The 21,547-nt window shown below is 62.6% G+C and carries 17 protein-coding genes and 1 tRNA gene; 5 read left to right on the top strand and 13 right to left on the bottom strand.

Going from position 1 to position 21,547, the window contains the following annotated elements:
* The first annotated feature begins 51 nt into the window (after positions 1 to 51).
* Positions 52 to 1,134, top strand: coding sequence for a biotin synthase BioB (gene bioB / locus NXS98_RS17670; protein WP_283846383.1), 1,083 nt, complete (start codon positions 52 to 54; stop codon positions 1,132 to 1,134).
* Between the two features lie 35 nt (positions 1,135 to 1,169).
* Here bioB and NXS98_RS17675 read toward each other — a convergent pair whose 3' ends face one another.
* The 11 genes from NXS98_RS17675 to NXS98_RS17725 form a co-directional block, all read right to left on the bottom strand.
* Entirely contained in the window at positions 1,170 to 2,189 is a 1,020-nt protein-coding gene (locus NXS98_RS17675) for a class I SAM-dependent methyltransferase (protein WP_283846384.1), read from the bottom strand.
* 44 nt (positions 2,190 to 2,233) lie between these two features.
* The gene (locus NXS98_RS17680; RefSeq protein WP_283846385.1) at positions 2,234 to 3,553 is read right to left on the bottom strand and encodes a Gfo/Idh/MocA family protein; all 1,320 of its coding nucleotides are present in this window, start codon (positions 3,551 to 3,553) and stop codon (positions 2,234 to 2,236) included.
* Positions 3,554 to 3,678: 125 nt separating this feature from the next.
* The gene (recO, locus tag NXS98_RS17685; protein ID WP_283846386.1) at positions 3,679 to 4,329 is read right to left on the bottom strand and encodes a DNA repair protein RecO; all 651 of its coding nucleotides are present in this window, start codon (positions 4,327 to 4,329) and stop codon (positions 3,679 to 3,681) included.
* A 9-nt stretch (positions 4,330 to 4,338) separates the two neighbouring features.
* On the bottom strand, positions 4,339 to 5,016 hold the full coding sequence (locus tag NXS98_RS17690) for a DUF502 domain-containing protein (RefSeq protein ID WP_283846387.1): 678 nt from the start codon (positions 5,014 to 5,016) through the stop codon (positions 4,339 to 4,341).
* On the bottom strand, positions 5,013 to 5,528 hold the full coding sequence (gene ybeY / locus NXS98_RS17695) for an rRNA maturation RNase YbeY (RefSeq protein ID WP_283846388.1): 516 nt from the start codon (positions 5,526 to 5,528) through the stop codon (positions 5,013 to 5,015). Before ybeY ends, NXS98_RS17690 begins: the two co-directional genes overlap by 4 nt.
* The gene (locus NXS98_RS17700; RefSeq protein WP_283846389.1) at positions 5,488 to 6,453 is read right to left on the bottom strand and encodes a PhoH family protein; all 966 of its coding nucleotides are present in this window, start codon (positions 6,451 to 6,453) and stop codon (positions 5,488 to 5,490) included. The genes ybeY and NXS98_RS17700 overlap by 41 nt, the downstream gene beginning before the upstream one ends.
* A gap of 6 nt (positions 6,454 to 6,459) precedes the next feature.
* The gene (locus tag NXS98_RS17705) at positions 6,460 to 6,960 is read right to left on the bottom strand and encodes an HIT family protein (protein WP_283846390.1); all 501 of its coding nucleotides are present in this window, start codon (positions 6,958 to 6,960) and stop codon (positions 6,460 to 6,462) included.
* Between the two features lie 62 nt (positions 6,961 to 7,022).
* Positions 7,023 to 7,907, bottom strand: a complete 885-nt coding sequence (locus NXS98_RS17710; RefSeq protein ID WP_283846391.1) for a hydroxypyruvate isomerase family protein — start codon at positions 7,905 to 7,907, stop codon at positions 7,023 to 7,025.
* Between the two features lie 810 nt (positions 7,908 to 8,717).
* A complete protein-coding gene (locus NXS98_RS17715) occupies positions 8,718 to 9,185 on the bottom strand; it encodes a GxxExxY protein (protein WP_283846392.1) in 468 nt (155 codons plus the stop codon).
* 381 nt (positions 9,186 to 9,566) lie between these two features.
* Positions 9,567 to 9,785: a GxxExxY protein gene (locus tag NXS98_RS17720; RefSeq protein ID WP_283846393.1), complete on the bottom strand. Its 219-nt coding sequence runs from the start codon at positions 9,783 to 9,785 to the stop codon at positions 9,567 to 9,569.
* Between the two features lie 83 nt (positions 9,786 to 9,868).
* A complete protein-coding gene (locus tag NXS98_RS17725; protein ID WP_283846394.1) occupies positions 9,869 to 12,367 on the bottom strand; it encodes a CHASE domain-containing protein in 2,499 nt (832 codons plus the stop codon).
* Positions 12,368 to 12,412: 45 nt separating this feature from the next.
* Here NXS98_RS17725 and NXS98_RS17730 point away from each other — a divergent pair, with 45 nt between their 5' ends.
* From NXS98_RS17730 to NXS98_RS17740, 3 genes are all read left to right on the top strand, one after another.
* A complete protein-coding gene (locus NXS98_RS17730; RefSeq protein ID WP_283846395.1) occupies positions 12,413 to 13,786 on the top strand; it encodes a Gfo/Idh/MocA family protein in 1,374 nt (457 codons plus the stop codon).
* 43 nt (positions 13,787 to 13,829) lie between these two features.
* The gene (locus NXS98_RS17735; protein ID WP_283846396.1) at positions 13,830 to 16,349 is read left to right on the top strand and encodes a HEAT repeat domain-containing protein; all 2,520 of its coding nucleotides are present in this window, start codon (positions 13,830 to 13,832) and stop codon (positions 16,347 to 16,349) included.
* A 61-nt stretch (positions 16,350 to 16,410) separates the two neighbouring features.
* Positions 16,411 to 16,486: transfer RNA gene (locus NXS98_RS17740), tRNA-Glu, on the top strand.
* Positions 16,487 to 16,516: 30 nt separating this feature from the next.
* On the opposite strand, the gene NXS98_RS17745 is transcribed toward NXS98_RS17740, so the two are convergent.
* On the bottom strand, positions 16,517 to 17,815 hold the full coding sequence (locus NXS98_RS17745) for a choice-of-anchor C family protein (protein ID WP_283846397.1): 1,299 nt from the start codon (positions 17,813 to 17,815) through the stop codon (positions 16,517 to 16,519).
* Between the two features lie 267 nt (positions 17,816 to 18,082).
* Between NXS98_RS17745 and NXS98_RS17750 the strand changes: the two genes are divergently transcribed.
* Positions 18,083 to 18,763, top strand: coding sequence for a non-canonical purine NTP pyrophosphatase (locus NXS98_RS17750; RefSeq protein WP_343214120.1), 681 nt, complete (start codon positions 18,083 to 18,085; stop codon positions 18,761 to 18,763).
* Here the strand turns inward: NXS98_RS17750 and NXS98_RS17755 are convergent.
* Positions 18,758 to 21,511, bottom strand: a complete 2,754-nt coding sequence (locus NXS98_RS17755) for a glutamine amidotransferase (protein ID WP_283846398.1) — start codon at positions 21,509 to 21,511, stop codon at positions 18,758 to 18,760. The genes NXS98_RS17750 and NXS98_RS17755 overlap by 6 nt on opposite strands.
* Between the last annotated feature and the right edge of the window lie 36 nt (positions 21,512 to 21,547).

A 21,547-nucleotide genomic window follows, 5' to 3' on the forward strand; every position in this document is an offset into this window, starting at 1 on the left:
AACGCATTTTGGGCTTGCATGGGCGGATGGGGAGGTTAACTTGCGTCAACTATGAGTTACATGACAGTTGACGCCGATGTTTCCACGCGCATTGCCGCCCTGGGTCGCCGCATTTTGGCGGGCGGCCAGATTGAGCGCGAGGAGGCGCTGGAATTGTTCAACCTCGAGCGTAGCGCGGACATATATGATTTGATGGCGTGGGCCAACCGCATCCGCGAGCATTTCAAGGGCAACCGCGTTCACTTGTGCTCCATCGTCAATGCCAAGGCGGGGGGGTGTCCGGAGGACTGCAAATTTTGCGCGCAATCGGCCTTCTATAACACGAATTCTCCCCGGTATGGTTTTGTGGAGCCGGAACCGGTGCAGCAGGCCGCCGAGGAGGCCATGCGGCATGGCGTGACGGCGGTAGGGCTGGTGGCGGCATGGAAGGGCCTGAGCGAAGGCCGGATGCTGGACGAGGTCTGCGAGCGGGTGCGGGAGCTGGCGCGCAGCGGGAAGGCACGGGCGGACGTGTCACTGGGCATCATCAAAAGCCAGCGGGTGGCGGACCGGTTGAAGGAGGCAGGGGTGCAGGTGTATGGGCACAATCTGGAGACCTCGCGGCGGTTTTTCCCGCAGCAATGCACGACGCACACCTATGATGACCGCATTCAGACGCTCAAGTATTTGCGCAACGCCGGGATTCGCATTTGTTCCGGGGGCATCATCGGGATGGGCGAGACCCGGGAGGATCGTTGCGATTTGGCGCTGAGTCTGCGCGAAGTGGGCGCCAGCGTGGTGCCCATCAACATCCTGAATCCCATACCGGGCACGCCGTTTGAGCATGTGCCGCCGCTGCCGCCGCTGGAAATTCTCAAGACGATTGCATGTTTCCGGTTCATTTTGCCGCGGCAGGAAATCATGGTGGCGGGGGGGCGGACGGTGAATTTGCGGGATTTGCAGAGCATGATTTTCATGGCGGGCGCCAGCGCGTTGATGGTGGGCAATTATCTGACCACCCTGAACCGTCCGGTGGAGCAGGATTTACAGATGCTCAAGGATTTGGGCCTGGAGCCGGCGGGCAGTGAGCATGATTTCAGTGACCAGCCGGAAACGGCGCCGAGAGTCAAGACGCCCGAGCCGGTCATGGTCTGAGCGCCGGGCACGGGGGCATCGGTGGCGCGGCTACTTTATGGCCGCCAGGCGCGCAGGATGTAGGCGTGGGGGTTGTGGGTAGGCTCACCGCCGAATTGCCGCACCAGGAAGGTATCGAGGTGAATAGCCTGCACTTGGAAGCCGGCTTGTTCGAGCTTTTCGCGGATGCGCGGCAAGCTCAAACGATTCCAAAAGTACTCATCCACCGGCCGCACCAGGTGCTCCGGCTCCTCGTGCATTTGGAAGAAGCCCAGGCACACGGCGTGGCGGGTCACGCGGAGGACTTCCGCCAGGGCTTGTTCGAGGGCGGTGGGGCTGAGGTGCTCAAACAGATCATGCGCGATGAGCACGTCCACGGATTGATCGGGGCGTTCGATTTCCAGCACGTTGCCCACCTGAAAATCAAGCTGGGGGCAGAGGGCGCGGGCATTGAGGATGTTTTTTTCACACAAATCAAAGCCGGTGTAATGGAGGAAGCGAGACAGGCCAAAGGCTGCCAGGAAGCGGGCGTCATTGGCGGAGCCGCAGGCTGGCTCCAGCACACTGAGCGGGGGGGCTTCGAGGCCTGCCAGCGCTTGTTGCCATAGCTGGGCAAAGGTGTTCAGGACGCGCTCCGGCAGGCGGATGGGGGTCATGGCCAGCAAGTCTGGCGTTAGCAGGGCATCCAGGTAATTGGGGACTTCGACTTCCGCCGCCGTCTCTGGCAGGCGGGTATAGAGGAGGTGCAGGAAGGGGGGGAGGGTGACGCCTTCGACCACCGCCATGGGGCGTTGCAGACCGAGCCGCAGGCTTTCCACATCTTCATCAATCATGGGATGCTCGAAGCGTTGCAGCATCCAGTTCATGGCCATGGAAAAGCGCACTTCGGCCTCCTGCAGCGGGACCAAGCGCTGGCCGAAGAGCAACTCCGCCAGAAAATGGCGGGTGAGAATGCTGGAAAGATTCAGGCGGGGGTCTTCGACGCTGGCCACCAGATAATCGCGCAAATCTTCGGCGGCATGGCGGTCCCACATGCGGCGGAGGGCCTCGGTTTCTTTTTGCAGCGCAGGGTCCATAACAAAAAGGCGGCCCGCAGGCCGCCGTGAGCAATGGGTGAAGCTTACACTGGCAACTTCCAGGGTGGCCGGTATTCCTTGGTGGCCCAGTGCGCCAGGGAAGGATCGGTGATGACTTCCTTGACGGGGTCCCAGGTGATTTTCTTGCCGGTGCGCGCCGCAATATTTCCCAGATGGCAGGCGGTGGCGGTACGATGGCCGATTTCCACCGAGCAGATGGGGTCTTTGCGGGTTTTGATGCACTCGAGCCAGTTGCCGTAATGGTCATTGCTGATATACACCAGCTTGATGTCCGCGTCTTTCATCGGGGGGATGTCATCCAAATCCTCTTCTTTTTCCGTGGCCCCCATCTTGAGCACGCCGCGGTTGACGTAGATGACGCCCTTGTCGCCGATGAAGGTGGTGCCCATTTTGGCGCCCTGCTCCAAAATCACCTGCACGCCGTTGGGGTACTTGTAATGGATGAGGCTCCACACCGGCACTTCGAAGCGTTTTTTCTCGTCGTACCGTGCCTGGCCGGTGATTTCCACCGGGCCGGTGTGGTCCACGTCCATGCCCCAGTGGGCGATGTCCAGGTGATGGGCGCCCCAGTTGGTCATCTGGCCGCCGGAGTAATCCCAGAAGAACCGGAAAAAATAATGGACGCGGGCGCGATTGTAGGGGCGGTAGGGTGCGGGACCCAGCCACATGTCGTAATCCAGTTCGGGCGGCGGGTCACTGTCCTTGACGTCGTCCAGTTTGTTGTCCCAATTCACCGTGGTGATGCCGACTTTGACGGTGTGCAACTTGCCGATTTTGCCGGAGCGCACCATTTCGACGGCGGTGCGAAAGCGCTGGTCGGAGCGCTGCTGGCTGCCGGTTTGCAACACGCGTTTGTACTGGCGCACGGCTTTGACCATGGCCTTGCCTTCCTCGATGAACAGGGTGAGCGGCTTTTCGCAATAGACATCCTTGCCGGCCTGGCAGGCGTGGATGGCCTGGAGGGCATGCCAGTGGTCTGGGGTGGAAATCACCACGGCGTCCACGCTTTTGTCCTCCAGCAGCTTGCGGTAATCCCGGTAGGCCGGCACTTCCTTGCCCTGGGCCTTGACGACGGCCTTTTGCCCATTCGCCAGGTTGGTGGCATCCACATCGCAAACGGCGGCGACGTTCTTCTTCTTCAGGAAATACCCCATGTTTTGCACGCCCCGTCCGCCGGTGGCGATGAACCCCACCCGCACCAGCTCCGAGGGGTTTTCACCGGTGGCGGCGCGGGTTTCATTCAGGAAGATGTTGGGACCGGCGAGGACGGCGCCCATGCCGAGCGAAAGGTTGCGTGCCTGCCGCAAAAACGAGCGGCGCGAGAGGTGCTGCGTGTTTTTCATAAGGTTGTTATTGCGTGTCAGCCGGGCCTTGTCAACGTTTCTTGCCGCTGACACGCCCGCGTGCATTCACAGGATTGGACGCCGAATCCCCACCGCCTATTGAAGGCTGGCCGCTCTAAAAATGCTTAATCTTCGGCGGCTGCCCAGGCTTTGGCGCGCTGGGGGGGCGGGCGGAGGCCGGTGGCTTCGAGCTGGCGCAGGAGGAAGCGGCCGGCTTCCTGAGTTTGGGCGGGGCTGAAGTTCAGACGCGGGAGTTGTTCCCAGGGCAGGGCCAGGCAGTGTTGCAGGAGGGCACGGGTGCCGGCCGAAAGGGAGGCGGTGTGCCAGTCCGGCCCCAGTCCGAGGGCGGCGAGGAGTTTCAATTCCCAAGCGGCCATGGTGTGGGCGGCTGGGGGGTGTTGTGGCAAGGCAAGCAGCAGGGACTCCAGCAGGTCAAACAGCTCGGGCACGGGTGTGTCCCGTTCAATGAGCCGCTCGAGCAGGGCGGCGGCGTACACGGCCTGGGTGAGGAGGGCATAATTTTGGCGCAGGGCGGGGTGGGTTTCCTGAACCTCCACCTCGCGCAGATGGTGCAAATCCGAGCGGCGACTGCGGGCAAAACTGAACCGGGCTTTGAAGAACAAATCCAGCTTGCCGCGGAAGGGAGACTTGGGACGGCGGGCGCCTTTGGCCACGGTGGCCAGATGGCCGGCCTCCGAGGTCAGCCAGTGGACAATGAGGCTGGTTTCCGTAAGGGGATAGGAGCGCAGAACAATGCCATGGGCGCGTTCCTCCATGCGCGCGGATTATTGGGATTTTTCCAGAGTTTTCAAGCTGCCCAGGGATTCTTGCTGCGCCTCAGGGGCAAGCGAGCCAAGGCTGATTACAAACTTGATGGCATCTTGTACGGGCATTGGGATGTGGTGCAGACTGGAGGCGGGCACGAGCACGATAAACCCACTGGTGGGGTTGGGGGTGGTGGGGACAAAGACGCTTTGCAAGGGGCCGGAATTGGGGGTGGAAATTTCCGGCTGGTCATTGGTGATGAAGCCCAGCGAGTACACGCCCTGCCGCGGGTATTCGAGCAGGACCACTTGTTTGAACGAGGCGCGCTGGCCGGAGAAGGCTTCGTTGACCTGTTTGATGGTGCTGTAAATTTTATTAATCAGCGGCACGCGCATCATGAAGCGGTCGCCCATTTCGAGGAGCTTGCGGCCGATGTAGTTCTTGGTGAGATGGCCAATGCCGGTGATGAGCAGCACGGCCAGCAGGAGGGCCAGCAGGCTGTAATACCAATAGAGCGGGCCGTCTCCGCCGTCCTTGTGGGTCCATTCGCGCGGGAGGAAAATCAGGAGGGTATCGGTGATGCTGGTGATGTTTTTCAGAATCCAGATGGCGACCATGATGGAAACGGCGGTGGGCAGAATCACCAGCAATCCCGCCACAAAACTGGCACGCCATTTGGCCAAAAGCGGATGTTTCATGATTTAGCGGTGCTTCCCAACAGGTGCACAGGCTGATGAGTGGTCAGCCAGCGCAGAGCGCGGTTTTCGGCGGCTTTCATTCGCCGCCGGGCGGCGGGGGCCTGGTCATCGTGGCCCAGGAGATGCAGCACGCCGTGAATGACGTAGCGCATCAATTCCTCCTGCCAGGGGCAGGCGAATTGCCGGGCCTGGTCCACCGCCACTTTGGGACAGATGAAGATTTCGCCGTACAACCAGCCGGGTTCGCCTTCGCTGAAGTCGAAGGTGATGACATCGGTGGGACCGGGATGCCCCAGAAAATGTTCGTTAAGGCTGGCCATGCGCGCCGGGGTGACCAGGTGCACGCACAAATCCGCCACGGCGCCGGGGGCGAGGCGCGCCACCACCATGCTGGTGAGATACCGGAGCCGGCCGGCATGGATGCGCCGGTCTTTTTGCCGGTTTTGAATGGCCACCTGCACTCCCACCGGCTTATCCGGAGATGCCGGTCCCGCGGTGTTGTTCGTAGGCATGGATGATGCGCTGCACTAAAGGATGGCGGACAACGTCCCGCCGCTGAAATTCCACCACGGCTACGCCCTCGACGTGTTTGAGGGCCAGGCGGGCCTCCAGCAGGCCGCTGGGTTTGGCCTTGGGGAGGTCAATCTGGGTGGGGTCGCCGGTGACCACGGTCTTGGAATTGTGGCCCAGACGGGTCAGGAACATGAACATCTGCTCCATGGTGCAGTTCTGGGCTTCATCCAGGATGATGAAGGCATTGTTCAAGGTGCGCCCGCGCATGTAGGCCAGCGGGGCAATTTCGATGGTGCCGCGCTCCATGTGCCGCTGGATTTCCTCCGGCGGGAGCATGTCCATGAGGGCGTCATGCAGGGGGCGCAGGTAGGGCGCCAGTTTTTCCTGCAAATCGCCGGGCAGGAAGCCCAGCGCCTCGCCGGCTTCGACGGCGGGGCGGGTGAGGATGATGCGGTTGACCTTTTGCTCGCGCAAATGCCAGACAGCCATGGCCATGGCCAGGTAGGTTTTGCCGGTGCCGGCGGGGCCCACGCCCAGGGTGACGTCGTGCGTGCGGATGGCCTCCAGGTATTTTTTTTGCCCGAGGGTTTTGGGGGTGATGTTGGCCTTGCGGGTGGAGGTGACGATGCGGTCGGTCATCAGGCTTTTGAGGGCCGAGGCGCCGTCCTCGCTGACGACATTCAGGGCGAAGGCAAATTCGCGGTTGCGGATGTGGCCGCCGGCCTTGATGGAATGCTCGAGCATTTCAAACAGTTGTTTGGCCTGCCGGACCGACTCGGCTTCGCCCTCCAGTTTAATCCATCCCTCCCGCGCGGTGGCTTTGACGCCCAGCCGTTGCTCGAGGGCGGCCAGGTTGGCCGGGTCATTATTGAACAACTGCTGGGCCAGCCGCGCGGTTTCAAAATGCAGTATCTCGCTGGTCATGCTGCGTTATTCGGGCGTTTCGGCCAGGGCGGCCCGCAGGCGCGCGGCAATGTCCGCCAGGGCTTGGGGGACCACCGAGGTCTGGCCGATGACGGGCATGAAATTGGTGTCGCCGTTCCACCGGGGCACGACGTGAATATGCAGGTGCTCGGCGATGCCTGCGCCGGCCACCTTGCCAAGGTTGATGCCCACGTTGAAACCATCCGGGCGCATCACCCGGGTGAGCGCATTCATGCACCGGCGGGTGAGTTTCATCAGGTCGGTCAGCTCCCCGTCGGTCAGCCCGTTCAAATCGGGCGTTTGTTTGTAAGGCACCACCATCAAATGGCCGCCATTGTAAGGGTAGGTGTTGAGCACGGCGTAGCACGTGCGCTCCCGCACCAGCACGTAATTGGCCTCGTCATCGTTGGACTGGGCGATGCGTACAAACAGGGACTCCCCCTCTCCCGCAGGTGGTTTGGGAGCGAGGATGTATTCAATTCGCCACGGCGCGTGCAATACTTCCATTACCCTACGCTACCCAATAGACGGGGGATTGTCAAAGCCGCGCGCCCCGGCCGGGCGGGAGCCTAGACGTCGCAGATTTGGATGGCCTGCCGCAGCGAGGCCAGCGGCTCGCGCTTGGGCACAAATTCCTGGCCCACAAAGCCCTTGTAGCCCGTGGCCACAATGGCCTTCATGATGGCCGGATAATTCAGCTCCTGGGTCTCGTCAATTTCATTGCGGCCCGGGTTGCCGCCGGTGTGGTAATGGGCGAAATACTGGTGATGGGTCTGGATGGTGCGGATGATGTCGCCCTCCATGATTTGCATGTGGTAGATGTCATAGAGCAGCTTCAGCCGCTCCGACCCCACCCGCTTGCACAATTCCACGCCCCAGGCGGAATGGTCGGCCATGTAGTCCTTGTGGTTCACCTTGCTGTTTAGCAGCTCCAGCACCACGGTGACCTTGTGCTTTTCGGCAATGGGCATGAGGCGCTTCAAGCCCTTCACGCAGTTCTCCAGGCCTTCCTCGTCGGAGACCTTGTAATTCTTGCCCACGCGGTTGCCGGAGAAGGTGATGATGTTGGGGAAGCCGTACTGGGCCACTTTGGGAATGGCCTGCTCGAAACCGGCCAGCAACTTGTCGTGGTGCTCCACGCGATTCCACCCGTAGCCGATGCTGTCCGGGCCGTTGCACATGGCGCAGGTCAGGCCGTGTTTCACCACAGTGGGCCACTCGTTTTCCCCGAGCAGCTCCACGGACTCAATGCCCATGGCCTTGACTGCCACGCAGAACTCCTCCAGCGGGATTTTGCCATAGCACCACTTGGAGACGGAGTGCCGGATGTTGCCCTTGAGTTTGGCGGGGGCGTCAGCGGCGGAGACGGGCAGGACGGCGGGCGCGGCGGCAGCCAGCAGGGCGGCGCCAGCGGCCCGGTTCAAAGCGTTGCGGCGGGAGATTTTCATGGTCATGTGTAATTAATGTATTTGTTGGCCCACACCTTAGACGCTGAGCCGCTTGCCGTCAATCATGCCCGTGCCGCGTGTTTTGGCACATGCCGTCCTCTGGCTGAAAGGTGGGCGCTGTGGGGGATGGTAATATGTGGCTCGCGAACATGGCAGCAAGAGTCGCTTGCCAGTTCAACCATAGCAGGGCATGGGCGCGGGAGGGGTTTTAGTGAGGTTGAATTCAGGTTGTGCAGGGGTTTGGTTCACGCGAAGACGCGAAGACGCGAAGGAGGGGTGATGATTGACGATGCGTCGGCAGCCGTCTTTGAAGGTGAGGAGCACCAAAGTTGATCAGCAGCCCCAGCGAAAGGCCCAGCAGAGGAAGGCGGGTGAGCCGTTGTTTGTAGGCATGGGAGGTCGCATCAAGATTACCGCTGAAATTTCTTCTGCATTCTTTGTCTTTGCGTTCTTCGCGGCTTCGCGTGAGTTCATAGTCATGAGTGTACTAGTGGGTGACTTTGGTTTGGGGGTGATTTATGGGATTTCTGCTGGGGTTGGTTCACGCGAAGACGCGAAGACGTGAAGGAGGGGTGATGATTGATGATGCGCCGACAGCCGTCCTTGAAGGTGAGGGCACCAAAATTGATCAGCAGCCCCAGAGAGAGGCCCAGTAGAGGAAGGCGGGTGAGCCGTTGTTTGTGGGCATGGGAGGTCGCATCAAGATTACCGCTGAAACTTCTTCTGCATTCATTATCTTTGCGTTCTTCGCGGCTTCGCGTGAGTTCATAGTCATGAGCGTACCAGTGGGGGACTTTGGTTTGGGGGGTGGGTGATTTATGGGAATTCTGCTGGGGGTTGGTTCACGCGAAGACGCGAAGACGTGAAGGAGGGGTGATGATTGTTGATGCGTCGGCAGCCGTCTTTGAAGGTGGGGGCAGCAAAATTGATCAGCAGGCCCAGAGAGAGGCCCAGCAGACGAAGATAGGTCAGCAGTTGCTTTGAATGCACTGGGGCGAGCGTTTCGACCGATTTCAGCTCGATGACCAACACTTCGTTCACCAACAGGTCAACCCGCAAACCTTCCTCAAAGCGCATCCCGTCATACTCGAAGGCCACGGACTTCTGGCGTTGGACGGCCAAGCCCCTCCGCTCCAAGGCGCGCGCCAGGACTGCCTCGTAAACCGATTCCAGCAGGCCCGGCCCCAGTTCCTTGTGAATATGAAAGGCCGCATCCACGACCACGGCTGAAATTTCTTCTGCATTCATTGTCTTTGCGTTCTTCGCGGCTTCGCGTGAGTTCATAGTCATGAGCGTACCAGTGGGGGAGTTTGGTTTGGGGGGTGGGTGATTTATGGGAATTCTGCGGGGGGTTGGTTCACGCGAAGACGCGAAGACGCGAAGGAGGTGTGGTGATTGACGATGCGCCGGCAGCCGTCTTTGAAGGTGGGGGAACCAAAATTGTCGTGTGAGTTCATAGTCATGAGTGTACCAGTGGGGGACTTTGGTTTGGAGGGGGATTTATGGGATTTCTGCTGGGGATTGGTTCACGCGAAGACGCGAAGGAGGGGTGGTGATTGATGATGCGCCGACAGCCGTCTTTGAAGGTGGGGGAACCAAAATTGTCGTGTGAGTTCATAGTCATGAGCGTACCAGTGGGGGACTTTGGTTTGGGGGGTGGTTGGTTTATGGGATTTCTGCTGGGGGTTGGTTCACGCGAAGACGCGAAGACGCGAAGGAGGGGTGATGATTGACGATGCGCCGGCAGCCGTCCTTGAAGGTGGGAGCACCAAAGTTGATCAGCAGCCCGCGGGAGAGGCCCAGCAGAGGAAGGCGGGTGAGCCGTTGTTTGTGGGCATGGGAGGTCGCATCAACGATTACCGCTGAAACTTCTTCTGCATTCATTACCTTTGCGTTCTTCGCGGCTTCGCGTGAGTTCAGAGTCATAAGCGCGCCAGTGGGGGACTTCGGGGCTGGAGGGGCGGGGTTTAGTGGGGTGGGGGGATGTCCGGTGGGGTGGGGGGCGGGGAGGTGGGGGAGCTTTCCTGGATGGGGAACCAGAGGATGGCGCGGGCGCCGCCTTCGGGGCGGTTGAGGATTTGGATGCGGCCGCCGTGCCATTCCATAATCTGGCGGCTGACGGTGAGGCCGAGGCCGGTGCCCTGGCCGGTGGGTTTGGTGGTGAAGAAGGGGTCAAAGATGCGGTGGAGTTTGTCGGGGGGGATGCCGGGGCCGGTGTCGTCCACGAGGGCTTCGACGACGGGCTGGCCGGCGTGGAAGCGGAGGGCTTCGCGGCTGCCGACTTCGAGGCGGACTTCATCGGCGTCGAGGGAGCGGACGTGGGTGCGGACGGTGAGGGTGCCGCCGGATTGCATGGCCTGACAGGCGTTGAGGAAGAGGTTGACGAAGACCTGGGAGAGTTTGCGGGCATCGCCGGTGATGGGGGGGAGGTCGGGGGCGAGGTGGGTTTCGACCTGGACGAAGGCGCCGACTTGTTCGTGTTTGGTGAGGGCGAGGGCTTGCTGGATGATGTCGTTGAGGCGGACTGGCTTGAGTTCCAGGTCGCCGGGTTTGGAGAAGTCGAGGAGGCCGAGGATGATGTTGTCGGCGCGGCGGATGGCCTGGCGCATGTCTTCGACGACGAGGCGGAGGGTGGGGTCGTTTTGGTCCACAGAGCTGGCGAGGTAGTCCAGGCCCATGCCGAGGATGGCGAGGGGGTTTTTGACTTCGTGGGCGACGCCGGCGGCGAGGCGGCCGACGGATTGCATTTTCTCGGCCTGGATGAGCTGCATCTGGGCGGCTTTCAGTTCTTCATGGGAGCGTTGGAGGTCGGCGTTGGCTTTTTTGAGTTGTTCGGTCATTTCGCGCAGGGAGGTGATGTCGCGGGAGATGCCGAAGGTGCCGATGATGCGGCCCTGCTTGTCGCGGAAGGGCATTTTGGTGGTGTGGGCCCAGCATTTTTTGCCGTCGGGGAGGGTTTCGAGTTCGATGCGGCCGATGAGGGGCTGGCCGGTGCGGATGATTTCCTGTTCATCTTCAAAGGCGGGGCGGGCGTGTTCGATGGTGAAGAAGTCGAAGTCGCTTTTGCCGACGGCCTCGCGGGGGTGTTGGAGGCCGAAGAGGTCGGCGAGGGCGCGGTTGATGCGGAGGAAGCGGCTTTGGGTGTCTTTGAAGTAGATGCGGTCGGGGAGGTTGTCGAGGAGGGTGTGGAAGAGGTCGCGTTCGCGCTGCAGCTCTTCTTCGAGGCGGGCGCGGCTGGCGATTTCTTCTTTGAGTTCGCGGGTGCGCTGGTTGACCAGTTGTTCGACGTAACTGGCGCGTTGCATGATGAGGCGCTGGTAGTTGACGAGGAAGCCGGTGAAGAGCAGGCCAGCGAGGAGGATGCCCCAGAGGCTCCAGGAGCGGTAAGCGGCGTTGAAGTGGCGGGTGGGATAGCACAGCACGGCCCAGGGGCGGCCGGCGAGGTCCACGGCGCCTTCCCAAGCAATGGCGCCGCGGCGGAGGCGTTTGATTTCGTCGAGGGGCTGGCGGCGGACATCCCATCCTTGGGGGGTGAAGTGGATGGTCATGGGGGCGCCGTCTTCGGAGGATTCGTCGCCGAGGAAGACCTCCACATTTTTCAGGGCACCGGCCGGCAAGGCGCGGCGGACGAGGCCTTCGACGGTGACGACGGCGGCGAGGTAGCCGGCGAGGTTTTGGCGGCGCTGGGCGACGGTTTCGGCGGGGAGGTCGTTGGTATAGACGGCCTGGTAGAGGAAGACGCCGAAATCGGCGGCGGCATCGGTTTCGCGTTGGGCGAGGCGAATCCAGGGGGTGGCGACGGGAGTGTCGGTGTCGCGAGCCAGTTCCATGGCGGCGCGGCGGGAGGGTTCGGCGTAGTGGTCGAGGCCGCGGAGGAAACGGTTTTCCCAGAAAGGCTCGATGTAGAAAACGGGGAAGTATTCGGGCCTGACTTCGGCGGTGACCGGCAGGCCGTTGGTGTTGAGTTGGAGGATGCGGAAGCCGCGGTTGAGACGCGGGGGCAGGCGCTCGATGCTCTGGCGCTGAGCGTGGGTGATGCGGGGCAGCCAGGCCAGATAGACGGTCTCGGGGTGGCGCTGCATGGCGCGGGTGGCGAAGTGGCGGAATTCCTCGGGCTCGACGCGCTGGCTGGCGGCGTAGAGGTCGGCCATGGCGTTGAGGACTTCGACGCAGCCATTGGCCGCCAGTTGCACGGCCTGGGCGCGGTCATCGGCGAGTTTGGCGAATTCGAGGCGGCGGCGCTCCTGGTTTTGGCGATAGACGAGCAGGAGGATGCCGGCGGTAATCACCAGGCCGAGGGCGGCGAGGAGGCCGAGGGAAAAAAACATGCGGGCCCTGGCGCCGGAGAGGTCGGAACCGGCGGGCAGAAGGGAGGGGTCTGCGCCGGCCGGCGGTGGAGTTGGCGCCGGCCCCGCAGTGGCAGGCGAGGGGGCCTCGTGGTTTGGTTGGTCGGGTGGTTCTGCCACGCCCCCAGCGTAGCGCGGGCGAGGGGGAGCGGGCGAGATTTTTTTGTGGCGGCGCGCGGCGGGGCGGTGGGGCTGGTATTCGGGCTTTACAGCGGCGGCGGCGCTGCGCAGTATGCCGCCATGAAAACCACCTTGCGAGTGAATCGCCGGCGCTTTCTCAGGGGGCTGGCCCTGACGGGCGCGGCGGCGGCATTGCCTGATATCATTCCGTCCCGGGTTTTGGGGGCGGATGCTCCCAGCAACAAAATCACCGTGGGCGCCATTGGGGTGGGGGGGATGGGCTCCGGCAATTTGGGCGGTTTTTTGGGCGACCGCCGGTGCCGGGTGCTGGCGGTGTGCGATGTGGATCGCGGCCATCGGGAGCGGGAGCAGCGGCGGGTCAACAATCAGTATGGCAACCAGGATTGCGCGGCCTACAAGGATTTCCGGGAGCTGATTGCGCGGGATGACATAGATGTCATTTCGCTGGCGACGCCGGATCATTGGCATGCGATTCCGGCAATCATGGCGGCGAAGGCGGGGAAAGACATCTACGGGGAGAAGCCGTTCAGCCATGATTTGAAGGAGGGGCGCGCGATGGTGACGGCCATTGAGCGTTACGGGCGCATCTGGCAGACGGGTTCGTGGCAGCGTTCGACGGGAGATTTTCGCTTTGCCTGCGAGCTGGTGCGCAACGGGCGGATTGGGAAGGTGCACACGGTGGAGGTGGGTTTGCCCACGGGCGGGGCGGGCGGGACGGCGCCTTTCACGGACCCGCCGCCGGATTTGGATTATGATTTCTGGTGCGGGCCTTCGCCGTGGGCGCCGTATTCGCGGGATCGGACGCATTGGAACTGGCGTTGGCAAATGGATTACGGCGGGGGCCAGTTGATGGACTGGATTGGGCATCATGGGGACATTGCCCAGTGGGGATTGGGCACGGAATACACGGGGCCGGTGGAGATTAATCCCATTCACGCGGAATTTCCCAAAGTGGGCATCTGGGATGCGGCGACGCGGTACCGGATAGAGTGCACTTATGCCAACGGGGTGAAGATGATTGTGCAGAATGCGGAGGGCAATCATCGGATGGGCGCCAAGTGGATTGGCACCGAGGGGTGGGTGTGGGTGGACCGGGGGGGCTTTGATACGCAGCCCAAGGAGCTGCGGAAGGAGCGCATCCGGCCGGATGAAATCAATCTTTACCGTTCGCAGAACCACATTGGCAACTTCATTGACTGCGTGATTTCCCGGCGCCAGACCATCACGCCGGCGGAGGTGGCGCATCGTTCCGCCAGCATTGGCCATTTGTGCGTAATCGCGATTACGCTGGGCCGCAAACTGCGGTGGGACCCGGCCAAGGAAGAATTCCTGAATGACCCTTCGGCCAACGCGCTGCTGGGCCGCGCCAAACGCGAACCGTGGAATATCATTGTGTGAGGCGTGCGGAGGAACGATGAGAACCCTTTCCCTGAAACTCCTTATGAAAAAAGCATTTTCCCTTGTATTGGCAGTGTTTTGCGCGGCCAGCGCTGCGGCCCAGGCGCCTGCGGATCCGCTGGACGGGCTGGCGAAGTGGAGCTTTGGTCAGAGCCGCGAGTCGCTGGCCCGGGTGGAGGAGCTGATGCGCAAAACAGCTCCCGCCGATTACCCGGCCCTGGAAGCCCGGTTGATTGCCATATTGAAGGCGCCGGAAACGTCCAAGGACGCCAAGCGTTATGTATGCCGCTATCTGGGCGTGGTGGGGTCGGCCAAGTGTGTGCCGGCATTGGCGGAGCTGCTCACGGACGCTGATTTGTCCCACCCCGCCCGCATGGCCTTGGAGCCGCTGGCGGCCCCGGAAGCGGGCGCGGCATTGAGAACGGCCCTGCCCAAGGTGGAGGCCAGGTTGCGCGCGGGCATTCTGGGTTCGATTGGCGTACGGCGCGACCCGCAGGCGGTGGAGGTGGTGGCGCGGTATGTCCATGATCCGGATCCCTGGGTGGCCGAGACGGCGCTGGCGGCTTTGGGGCAAATTGGCACGCCGGCCGCCGCCAAAGTGCTGGCTTCGGCCACAGTAACCCCGGCCTTGAGCCGGGCTTTGGGCCGCGCGGAAATGGAGGCTGCCGCCCGGCTGGCCGCCACCGGCAACGCGAAATTGGCCCGCGGCATTTTGGAGAAGTACCTCGTGGCCAGCCAGCCGCGCGCGCTGCGCGTGGCGGCGGCCAAAGGCATGGTGGAGGTGTTGCCGGCCACGGAGGCCGCGCGCTGGGTGGTGCAAAGTTTGCAAAGCGATGATGCGGCCCGGCGCGAGGGGGCGATAGCCGGTTTTGCTGACTCGAAGAATCGTCCCATGCAGGCCGCGGTGGCGGGTGAGCTGCCGCAGCTTCCCTCCGCCGGCCAGTTGTTGTTGCTGGGCTGGCTCAATGATTTGCCGGACGTTCCGGCCCGAGAAGGGCTGCTCAAGGTGGTTTCCACCACAGGCGACGAAGCCGTGCGCGCCGCGGCTCTGGATTGCCTGGCCCGCCACGGGACGGCGGCGGATGTGCCGCTGCTGGCCGAGCGCGCTGCCGGCACGGGGCCGGCCGCCGATGCGGCCAAACGCGCCCTGCAACGGCTGGGCAAACCCGGGGTGGATGAGGCCCTCTTGAAGCTGGTGGAGACCAGTGCGCCAGCGATTGGCGCGGTGGCCGTGGACGCGCTGGCGCAGCGCCGCACGGAGGCCGCGGTGCCGGGGTTGCTGCGCATCATGAAGAATCCAGACCCGGCGCTGGCGGTGCGCGGCGTGCGGGCCTTGGGGGTGATTGGCCGGGCGGAAAATGTGAAGGACCTGGCGTCCCTGGTGGCCACGGCCACGCAAAACGAGGTGCGGCAGGCGGCGGAATCGGCGATTGCAGCCATTTGCCGGCGCAGCGCGGACAAGCCGGCGCTGGCGTCAGCCATATTGCCGGTGCTGCAAAGCGGCCCTGCGCCGGAGGCCCAGGCGGCGCTGCTGCGACTGCTGATTTACACCGGCGGCGGGGAGGCGCTGCAGGCGGTGGTGAGCGCCATGAAGCATCCCAACGCCACGGTGGCCAAGGCCGCCACGGAGGCGCTGGTGGCGTGGCCGGACCTTTCGGCGGGACCGCATTTGTTGAATCTGGCCCGAAACGCCGCGGACGCCAACCTGAACGTGGTGGCGCTGCGCGACGGCTGTCTGCGCCTGGCGGAAATGGAAGAGCTGCCCATGGCCGGGCGGGTGGATTTGCTGCGCGGGGTTTTGGAAAATGCCCGCCGTCCGGAGGAAAAGAAACGTGCGCTGACCATTTTGGCGGAATTACCTCTGCCGGCGGCGTTGGAAACCTTGCAGTCTGCGAGCAAGGATGCTGCGCTCCAGCAGGAGGCGTGGGCTTCCATCATCCGGCTGGCCCGGCAAATGGGGGCGGTCTATCCCAAACAGGCGCTGGCGGCGCTTGAACAGGTGCAGGCCCAAAACCTGCCGGAGGCGCTCAAGCAGCAGGCGGCGCAGGCGCTCAAGGCCATTGAAAACGCCGGGATGTCGCCGGATGGTTTTGTGCTTTCGTGGCTGTTGTCCGGGCCGTATGTGAAGGAGGGCAAGGACGGCGCAGCGTTGTTTGAGGAGGTGTTTCCGCCGGAACAGACCGGCGGCCAGGCGGAATGGCGGCCCGTCACCGCCGCACGCAACGGCGTGGTGGCCCTGGACAAACTTTTGCGTGGCGGCAATGACCGCGTGGCTTATCTGAAGACGCTGATTGTTTCGGAGCAGGAGCAGGAAATCCTGCTGGAGATGGGCAGCGATGACGGCATCAAAGTCTGGCTCAACGGCAAGGTGGTGCACGCGAACAACGCCACGCGCCCCTGCACGCCCGGGCAGGACAAGAAAAAAGTTCGGCTGGTGAAAGGCGTAAATGCCATGCTGGTCAAAATCACCCAGGGCGGTGGAGAGTGGGCCGGGGTGGTGCGCCTGCGCACCGCCGATGGCCGGGATTTGAACAATGTGATGGTTGGCCCGGCGGCGGAATAGAGCGGAGAGGGGTTGACAAACCCCGCTCCGTGCCTATGCTAACCGGCGTCAGGTCGCGGGTGGCGCGTTCGTCTATCGGTTCAGGACGCGGCCCTCTCAAGGCCGAAAGATGGGTTCGATTCCCATACGCGCTACCAAAGTTGCCTTGTCCCTCCCCGAGCCCCGGCTTACCGCACCAAGACCGCGCGATAGAAGCGTCGGGGTGCTGTCATTCCTGCCGGGTCAGTCCACAGCAGGGGGCTGGATTGCAGCACCAGATTGGTCAAGGTAATCCAAGGGCCATTCACCGGGTCTTCGGCGGCTTCGATGCGATAAACCTCACCGGTGACTCCATAAATCCGCAAAAGCGGGGCGGCGGGGGATGCCGCAGCGGGCTGGGTCAGCATCACTGCCGGGGGAGGTGACTGCGGAGCGGGGGTGGAGGCTGGCATCAAGGGGGTGCCGTGGCCGGGCACGGTCACCGAAATGTCGTCCAACACCGGCCCACAAAACGAAGGGCAGGTGCTTTGAAATTTCAGGCGCGTGACCGAGCCGGTGGCGGTGAGGGTGTATTCATGGTAGCGCCAGCCCATGTTGGTCTTGCTGAAACCGGAGGTGTCGAAGGCCAGCTCTTCCAATAATTCGCCCTGCCAGAATACCTTCATGGTTTTGATGGGGGGGCCGCCTTCGGGGTTGCCCGACAGGGCGAAGCGGAGGCGATAGAGGGCTCCCGGCGTGGTTTGGAGGTCTTTGTAGATGGTGCCGATGTGCTCAAAGATGCCATTTAAGTCCAAGGATTGACTGCCTTCAGCCGCCTGCCAGTAAGGGCCAACGATTTCGACCGTTCCGTTTTCGATGGTCCAGCCCGCAAGATTTTCACCGGCCACGAAGAACTGGTAAATGCCGATTCCAGAAGGGGTCTCAAACCCCCAATTTCCCGACGGATGAGGGGGCGGGGGTGGGGGTGGGTTGGTGGCCGTCAAGGAGAGCACCGAAATGTCGTCCAACACCGGCCCACAAAACGAAGAGCAGGTGCTTTGAAATTTCAGGCGCGTGACCGAGCCGGTGGCGGTCACCACAAACTCATGATAACGCCAGCCCATGTTGGTCTTGCTGAATCCGGTGGTGTCGAAGGTCAGGTCAGCCAGCAGTTGGTTCTGCCAATGGACTTGCAAGGTTTTGTTGTTGGGGCCGCCCTCGGGATTACCCGACAGGGCGAAGCGGAGGCGATAGGATTCACCGGGAACGGTGGGCACATCCTGATAAATCGTGCCAATTTGTTCAAAGATGCCATTAAGGTCCAGCGATTGGGCACCCTCGGCGGCCTGCCAATAAGGGCCAACGATTTCCACCGTGCCACTTTCCACCACCCAGCCGGAGAGGGTCTGGCCAGCGGAGAAGACGCGGTAGGGCGCAGGAATGGCTGGCTCCTCGAAACCGCCGTTCTGGCATTGAGCCGGAAGCTGCGCCGTGCCCAACCAACCCATGGCAACCCACGCCAGGGTTAGCAGGCCCCTTGCGGTGAAAGGTATTTTCATGAAGACATGGAATGCAATGCTACCCAAGTTGGACGGTGAAGGTTTTCCGAAGCTCCGTCAAGCTGGCGTTGCAAGTATTTTTCCTGCGGCCCGGCGCGTAATCTTGATGCCGGGGCCCATGCTGTTGGCCCTCGGCATGAGGTGGGCAAGGCGGCCAGGGGGCCAAATCTGGCAAAGAGATTGTCAGGGGCAGAAAAGTTATGGCAGGGTGGGGGGATGATGACGTTGTTTGTGGCCACGCGCAACCGGCATAAGGCGCAGGAGATGGCGGCTATTTTGGGGACGGCGGCCTCGGTGCGGGATTTGGCGGTGCTGCCGGGCGCGCCGGCGGCGGTGGAGGATGCGGCGACATTTGAGGGCAATGCCGCGAAGAAAGCTGTGGCGCTGGCGGCCTGGTTGTTGGGCGAAGGACGGCGGCATTTGCCGCCCGACGGCCCGTGGTTTGCGTTGGCGGATGATTCGGGGTTGGAGGTGGACGCGCTGGGCGGGGCGCCGGGTGTGGCTTCGGCGCGGTTTGCGGCGGTGGACGACACGACGGGTCGGGCGGCGTCGCTGGACAATACGCCGGATGCGGACAATAACGCCAAACTCTTGCGCTTGCTGGCGGCGGTGCCTTGGGAGCAGCGCACGGCTCGATTCCGCTGCGCCCTGGCCCTGGCGCCGTTGAGTCGGGAGAGCGGGTTGGGCGAAATCCGGGTATTCACCGGCAAGTGCGAGGGGCGGATTGGTTTTGCGCCACGGGGCGAGCATGGTTTTGGGTATGACCCGTTGTTTTACCCGGTGGGTCATGAGCAGACTTTTGCGGAGCTGGGGGAGGAGGTCAAAAATCGCATCAGTCATCGGGCGCAGGCGCTGGCGGCCTTGCGGGACTACCTGCAGGGACAGGGGATGCTATGACTTTTTGCGCTGGGCGCGGCGTTTGGCTTCGAGGAGACGTTCCGTAACAGAGGTGGGGGCCGCAGGCGTGGGTGGCTTGTCCGGTGGCTCCGGAGGCGCTGCCGGGGGAGGTGGCCGGGTTGGGGTGGTGGCCGGCATGGGGGCCTGGGGTGTTTTGGCTTGAAATAACTCGGGCCGGGGCGTGGCCGGAGGGGTGGGGGAGGGAGCCGTGGCTGGGGCGGAAGTGGTGCGGGCGCGCACGGCGCCGCGCCGGGCCAGCAAGGCGGCCAGTGATTCATCCGCCGGGGTAGGTTTGGCTTGAGGTTGCCAAAAGAAGAGCCAGCGGCGCAAGGTGGCGGTGGCTTTCAGCCATTCTTCGCGGTCAATTTGGATGCGGCGCACGCCGACGTCGGCGACAAAAAGGACAATGGCGAGGCGCAGGAGCCATTCATACCAATCCACGGGTTGATAGGTGCGCTGGCGGTCATGCACGAAGGGGTTGTCGGCGGGTTGGCGCGGGTCGAGGATTTTGCCGCCGCCATATTCGGCCAGGCGGCGGAGCAGGGGGAGGTTGGGGGCGGTTTCGGCAAATTCGGGGGAGTAATTCACGCTGGCGCCCAGGACTAGGGAGCCACGGGGCTGGCCGGCGCTCAGTTCCATGAGGTGAACGGTGTAGGCGCCCACTTCACGGGTGGGGAATTGGGCTTCGTACCGCCCGGGGCCGGTTTGTTCCAGGGCGACGGACTGGCGTTCGCCGCGGGGGCTGATGACCAAGGCCCGCAAGGCGAGGAAGTTGCGGTAATTTCCCTGTTCGTCCACGGCTTCCACGGCAAGATGTCCCTGGCCTTTTTCGAGGGTGATGTCGGCGGTGAAATCGGCATTTTCCAGGCGGCGAAGGCTCCATTGAGCCACTTGGGACCAAAATTGGCGGTAACGCTCCCAGCCCAGCCAATCGCGGGCCCACCGGGCTTTGGCATCGGAAGTGAAGGCTACGGTGCGTCCCAGACCAAACTGCCAATGGGCCAGCAAGGGGTCGCCTTTGTCGGTGTGCAGGGGGGTTTCGGCCCGGTCCTTGGGAGTGGTGCCCACATAGCCTTGGAGGGCGGGGTATTCGGTGGCCGGTATGCCGCGGAGGATTTCACTGGCGGCCACCAGGCGGGGTTTGAACGGTTCTTCGATAATGGCGGACTTGAGGATGACGGCTGATTCCTTGATGAAGATGTCGGGTAATGCGCTGGCCTGGTTGACGGGCACTTCGTAGAAGCGGCCGCCGCCCAGGTTGGCCATGCGCAGCATGGTGTCGGGCATCACGTGCCCTCCAATCATGACCGCGCTGACGGTGATGCGTTCGTTGATGATGTTATTCATCAGTTCATCGGAGGGCGGGGCGGGGTCGCCATCGCTAAACACGATAATGTGCTTGAGGCTGGCCTTGGAGGCTTTGAGGGCGGAGTAGGCCTGCATCATCAGGTTTTGGAAGCTGGGCAAATCTCCCTGGTTCATGCCGGCGATGGCGCGACCCATTTCGCGTTTATCGCCCACTTCTTGCAAGGGGAAAAGCCAGCGTTCGGAGCCGTCCCAGAGGAGGACGCCCATTTCATCGCGGGGGCCGAGGTTATCCAGGGCGGCAAGGGCGGTCTGGCGGGCGGTTTGATTGGCCCCGGAAAATTCCATGCCGTGCATGAGGAGGACCAGCGCGCCCTTGGGCAGGACTTTCTTGCTGTCCAATTCCATGTTGACCGGCAGGATGGTCTCCAGCGGGGTGCCACGATAGCTGCCGGCGGCATAGGCCTGGTCGCCGCCGATGCACACCAGGCCCACGCCGAGGTCGCGGACGGCGCTCTCCAGCAGTCGGAGGCGGTCGAGGCCGATTTCGCCGGCGGCGATGTTGCTGAGGAAAATGGTCTCATAACTTTGCCATTCCATCAGGGAATCCGGCAAGCCATTCACGGTGGTATGGCGCACTTCAAAATCGGCGGCGAGCAGGGATTCGCGCAGGGGCTGGTCCTCCTCGGGCTTGTGGGAAGCGAGCAAAATGCGGGGGCGCCCCCGGACATGGACAAAGGCGGTGGCGCGATTGTTTTGGGGGACCTGGTCATTTTCCACTTCCAGCACCACCCGATAGCTGTAAAAGCCGGGTTGCTCGAGTTTTTGCGGAAAGGAGTAGAGGTTTTTGCCGGTTTCGAGCTGCACCGGGGCTTCCCCCAGATATTCTTCGTTGCGATAAAAGCGGAGGAGACCAGCGCGGGGGGCGTCTGCGGTGATGAAAATTTTGGCGTCGAAAGTTTGTCCCTCTTTGATGCGCGCGGGCAGGCCCAGCCGTTGCACGGCGGCATCGTGGCCGCGCTGGGTGCCCAGGGGAATGACGTCCACCGTGACGCCCAACGGGCGGACACTCATGACGGCCGCGAGGGCGTCGCCCACATTCTCGTTGCCGTCGGAGGCGATGACCAGGCGTTTTTGGCCGTGCTCGGGGAAGGCGGCGGCACCGAGGCGGATGGCGGCGGCGAGGTCGGTGCGGTCTGGATTGAGGACGGCCAGGACCTTGGTCTGGTTGGGGTCCCATTTATCTGAGGCGGTGAGTTCAAGGGCGGCTTCGCTGGCAAAGACCACCAGCCCCAGGCGGTCATTTTTTTGGCGGGCCGCAGCGGCTTCATTGACATAGCGGCGGGCGGCGTCTTGTTGCGTGGCGGGCACACTGTCGGAGCGGTCCAGAAGGAAGATGACATTCACTCCTTCGACGGGCTGGCGCCATTGCAGGCCGGCCATGGCCAGGATGAGGGAGAGAAGGATGAGGAGCCGCAG

The organism is Fontisphaera persica (assembly GCF_024832785.1).
Taxonomy (GTDB): domain Bacteria; phylum Verrucomicrobiota; class Verrucomicrobiia; order Limisphaerales; family Fontisphaeraceae; genus Fontisphaera; species Fontisphaera persica.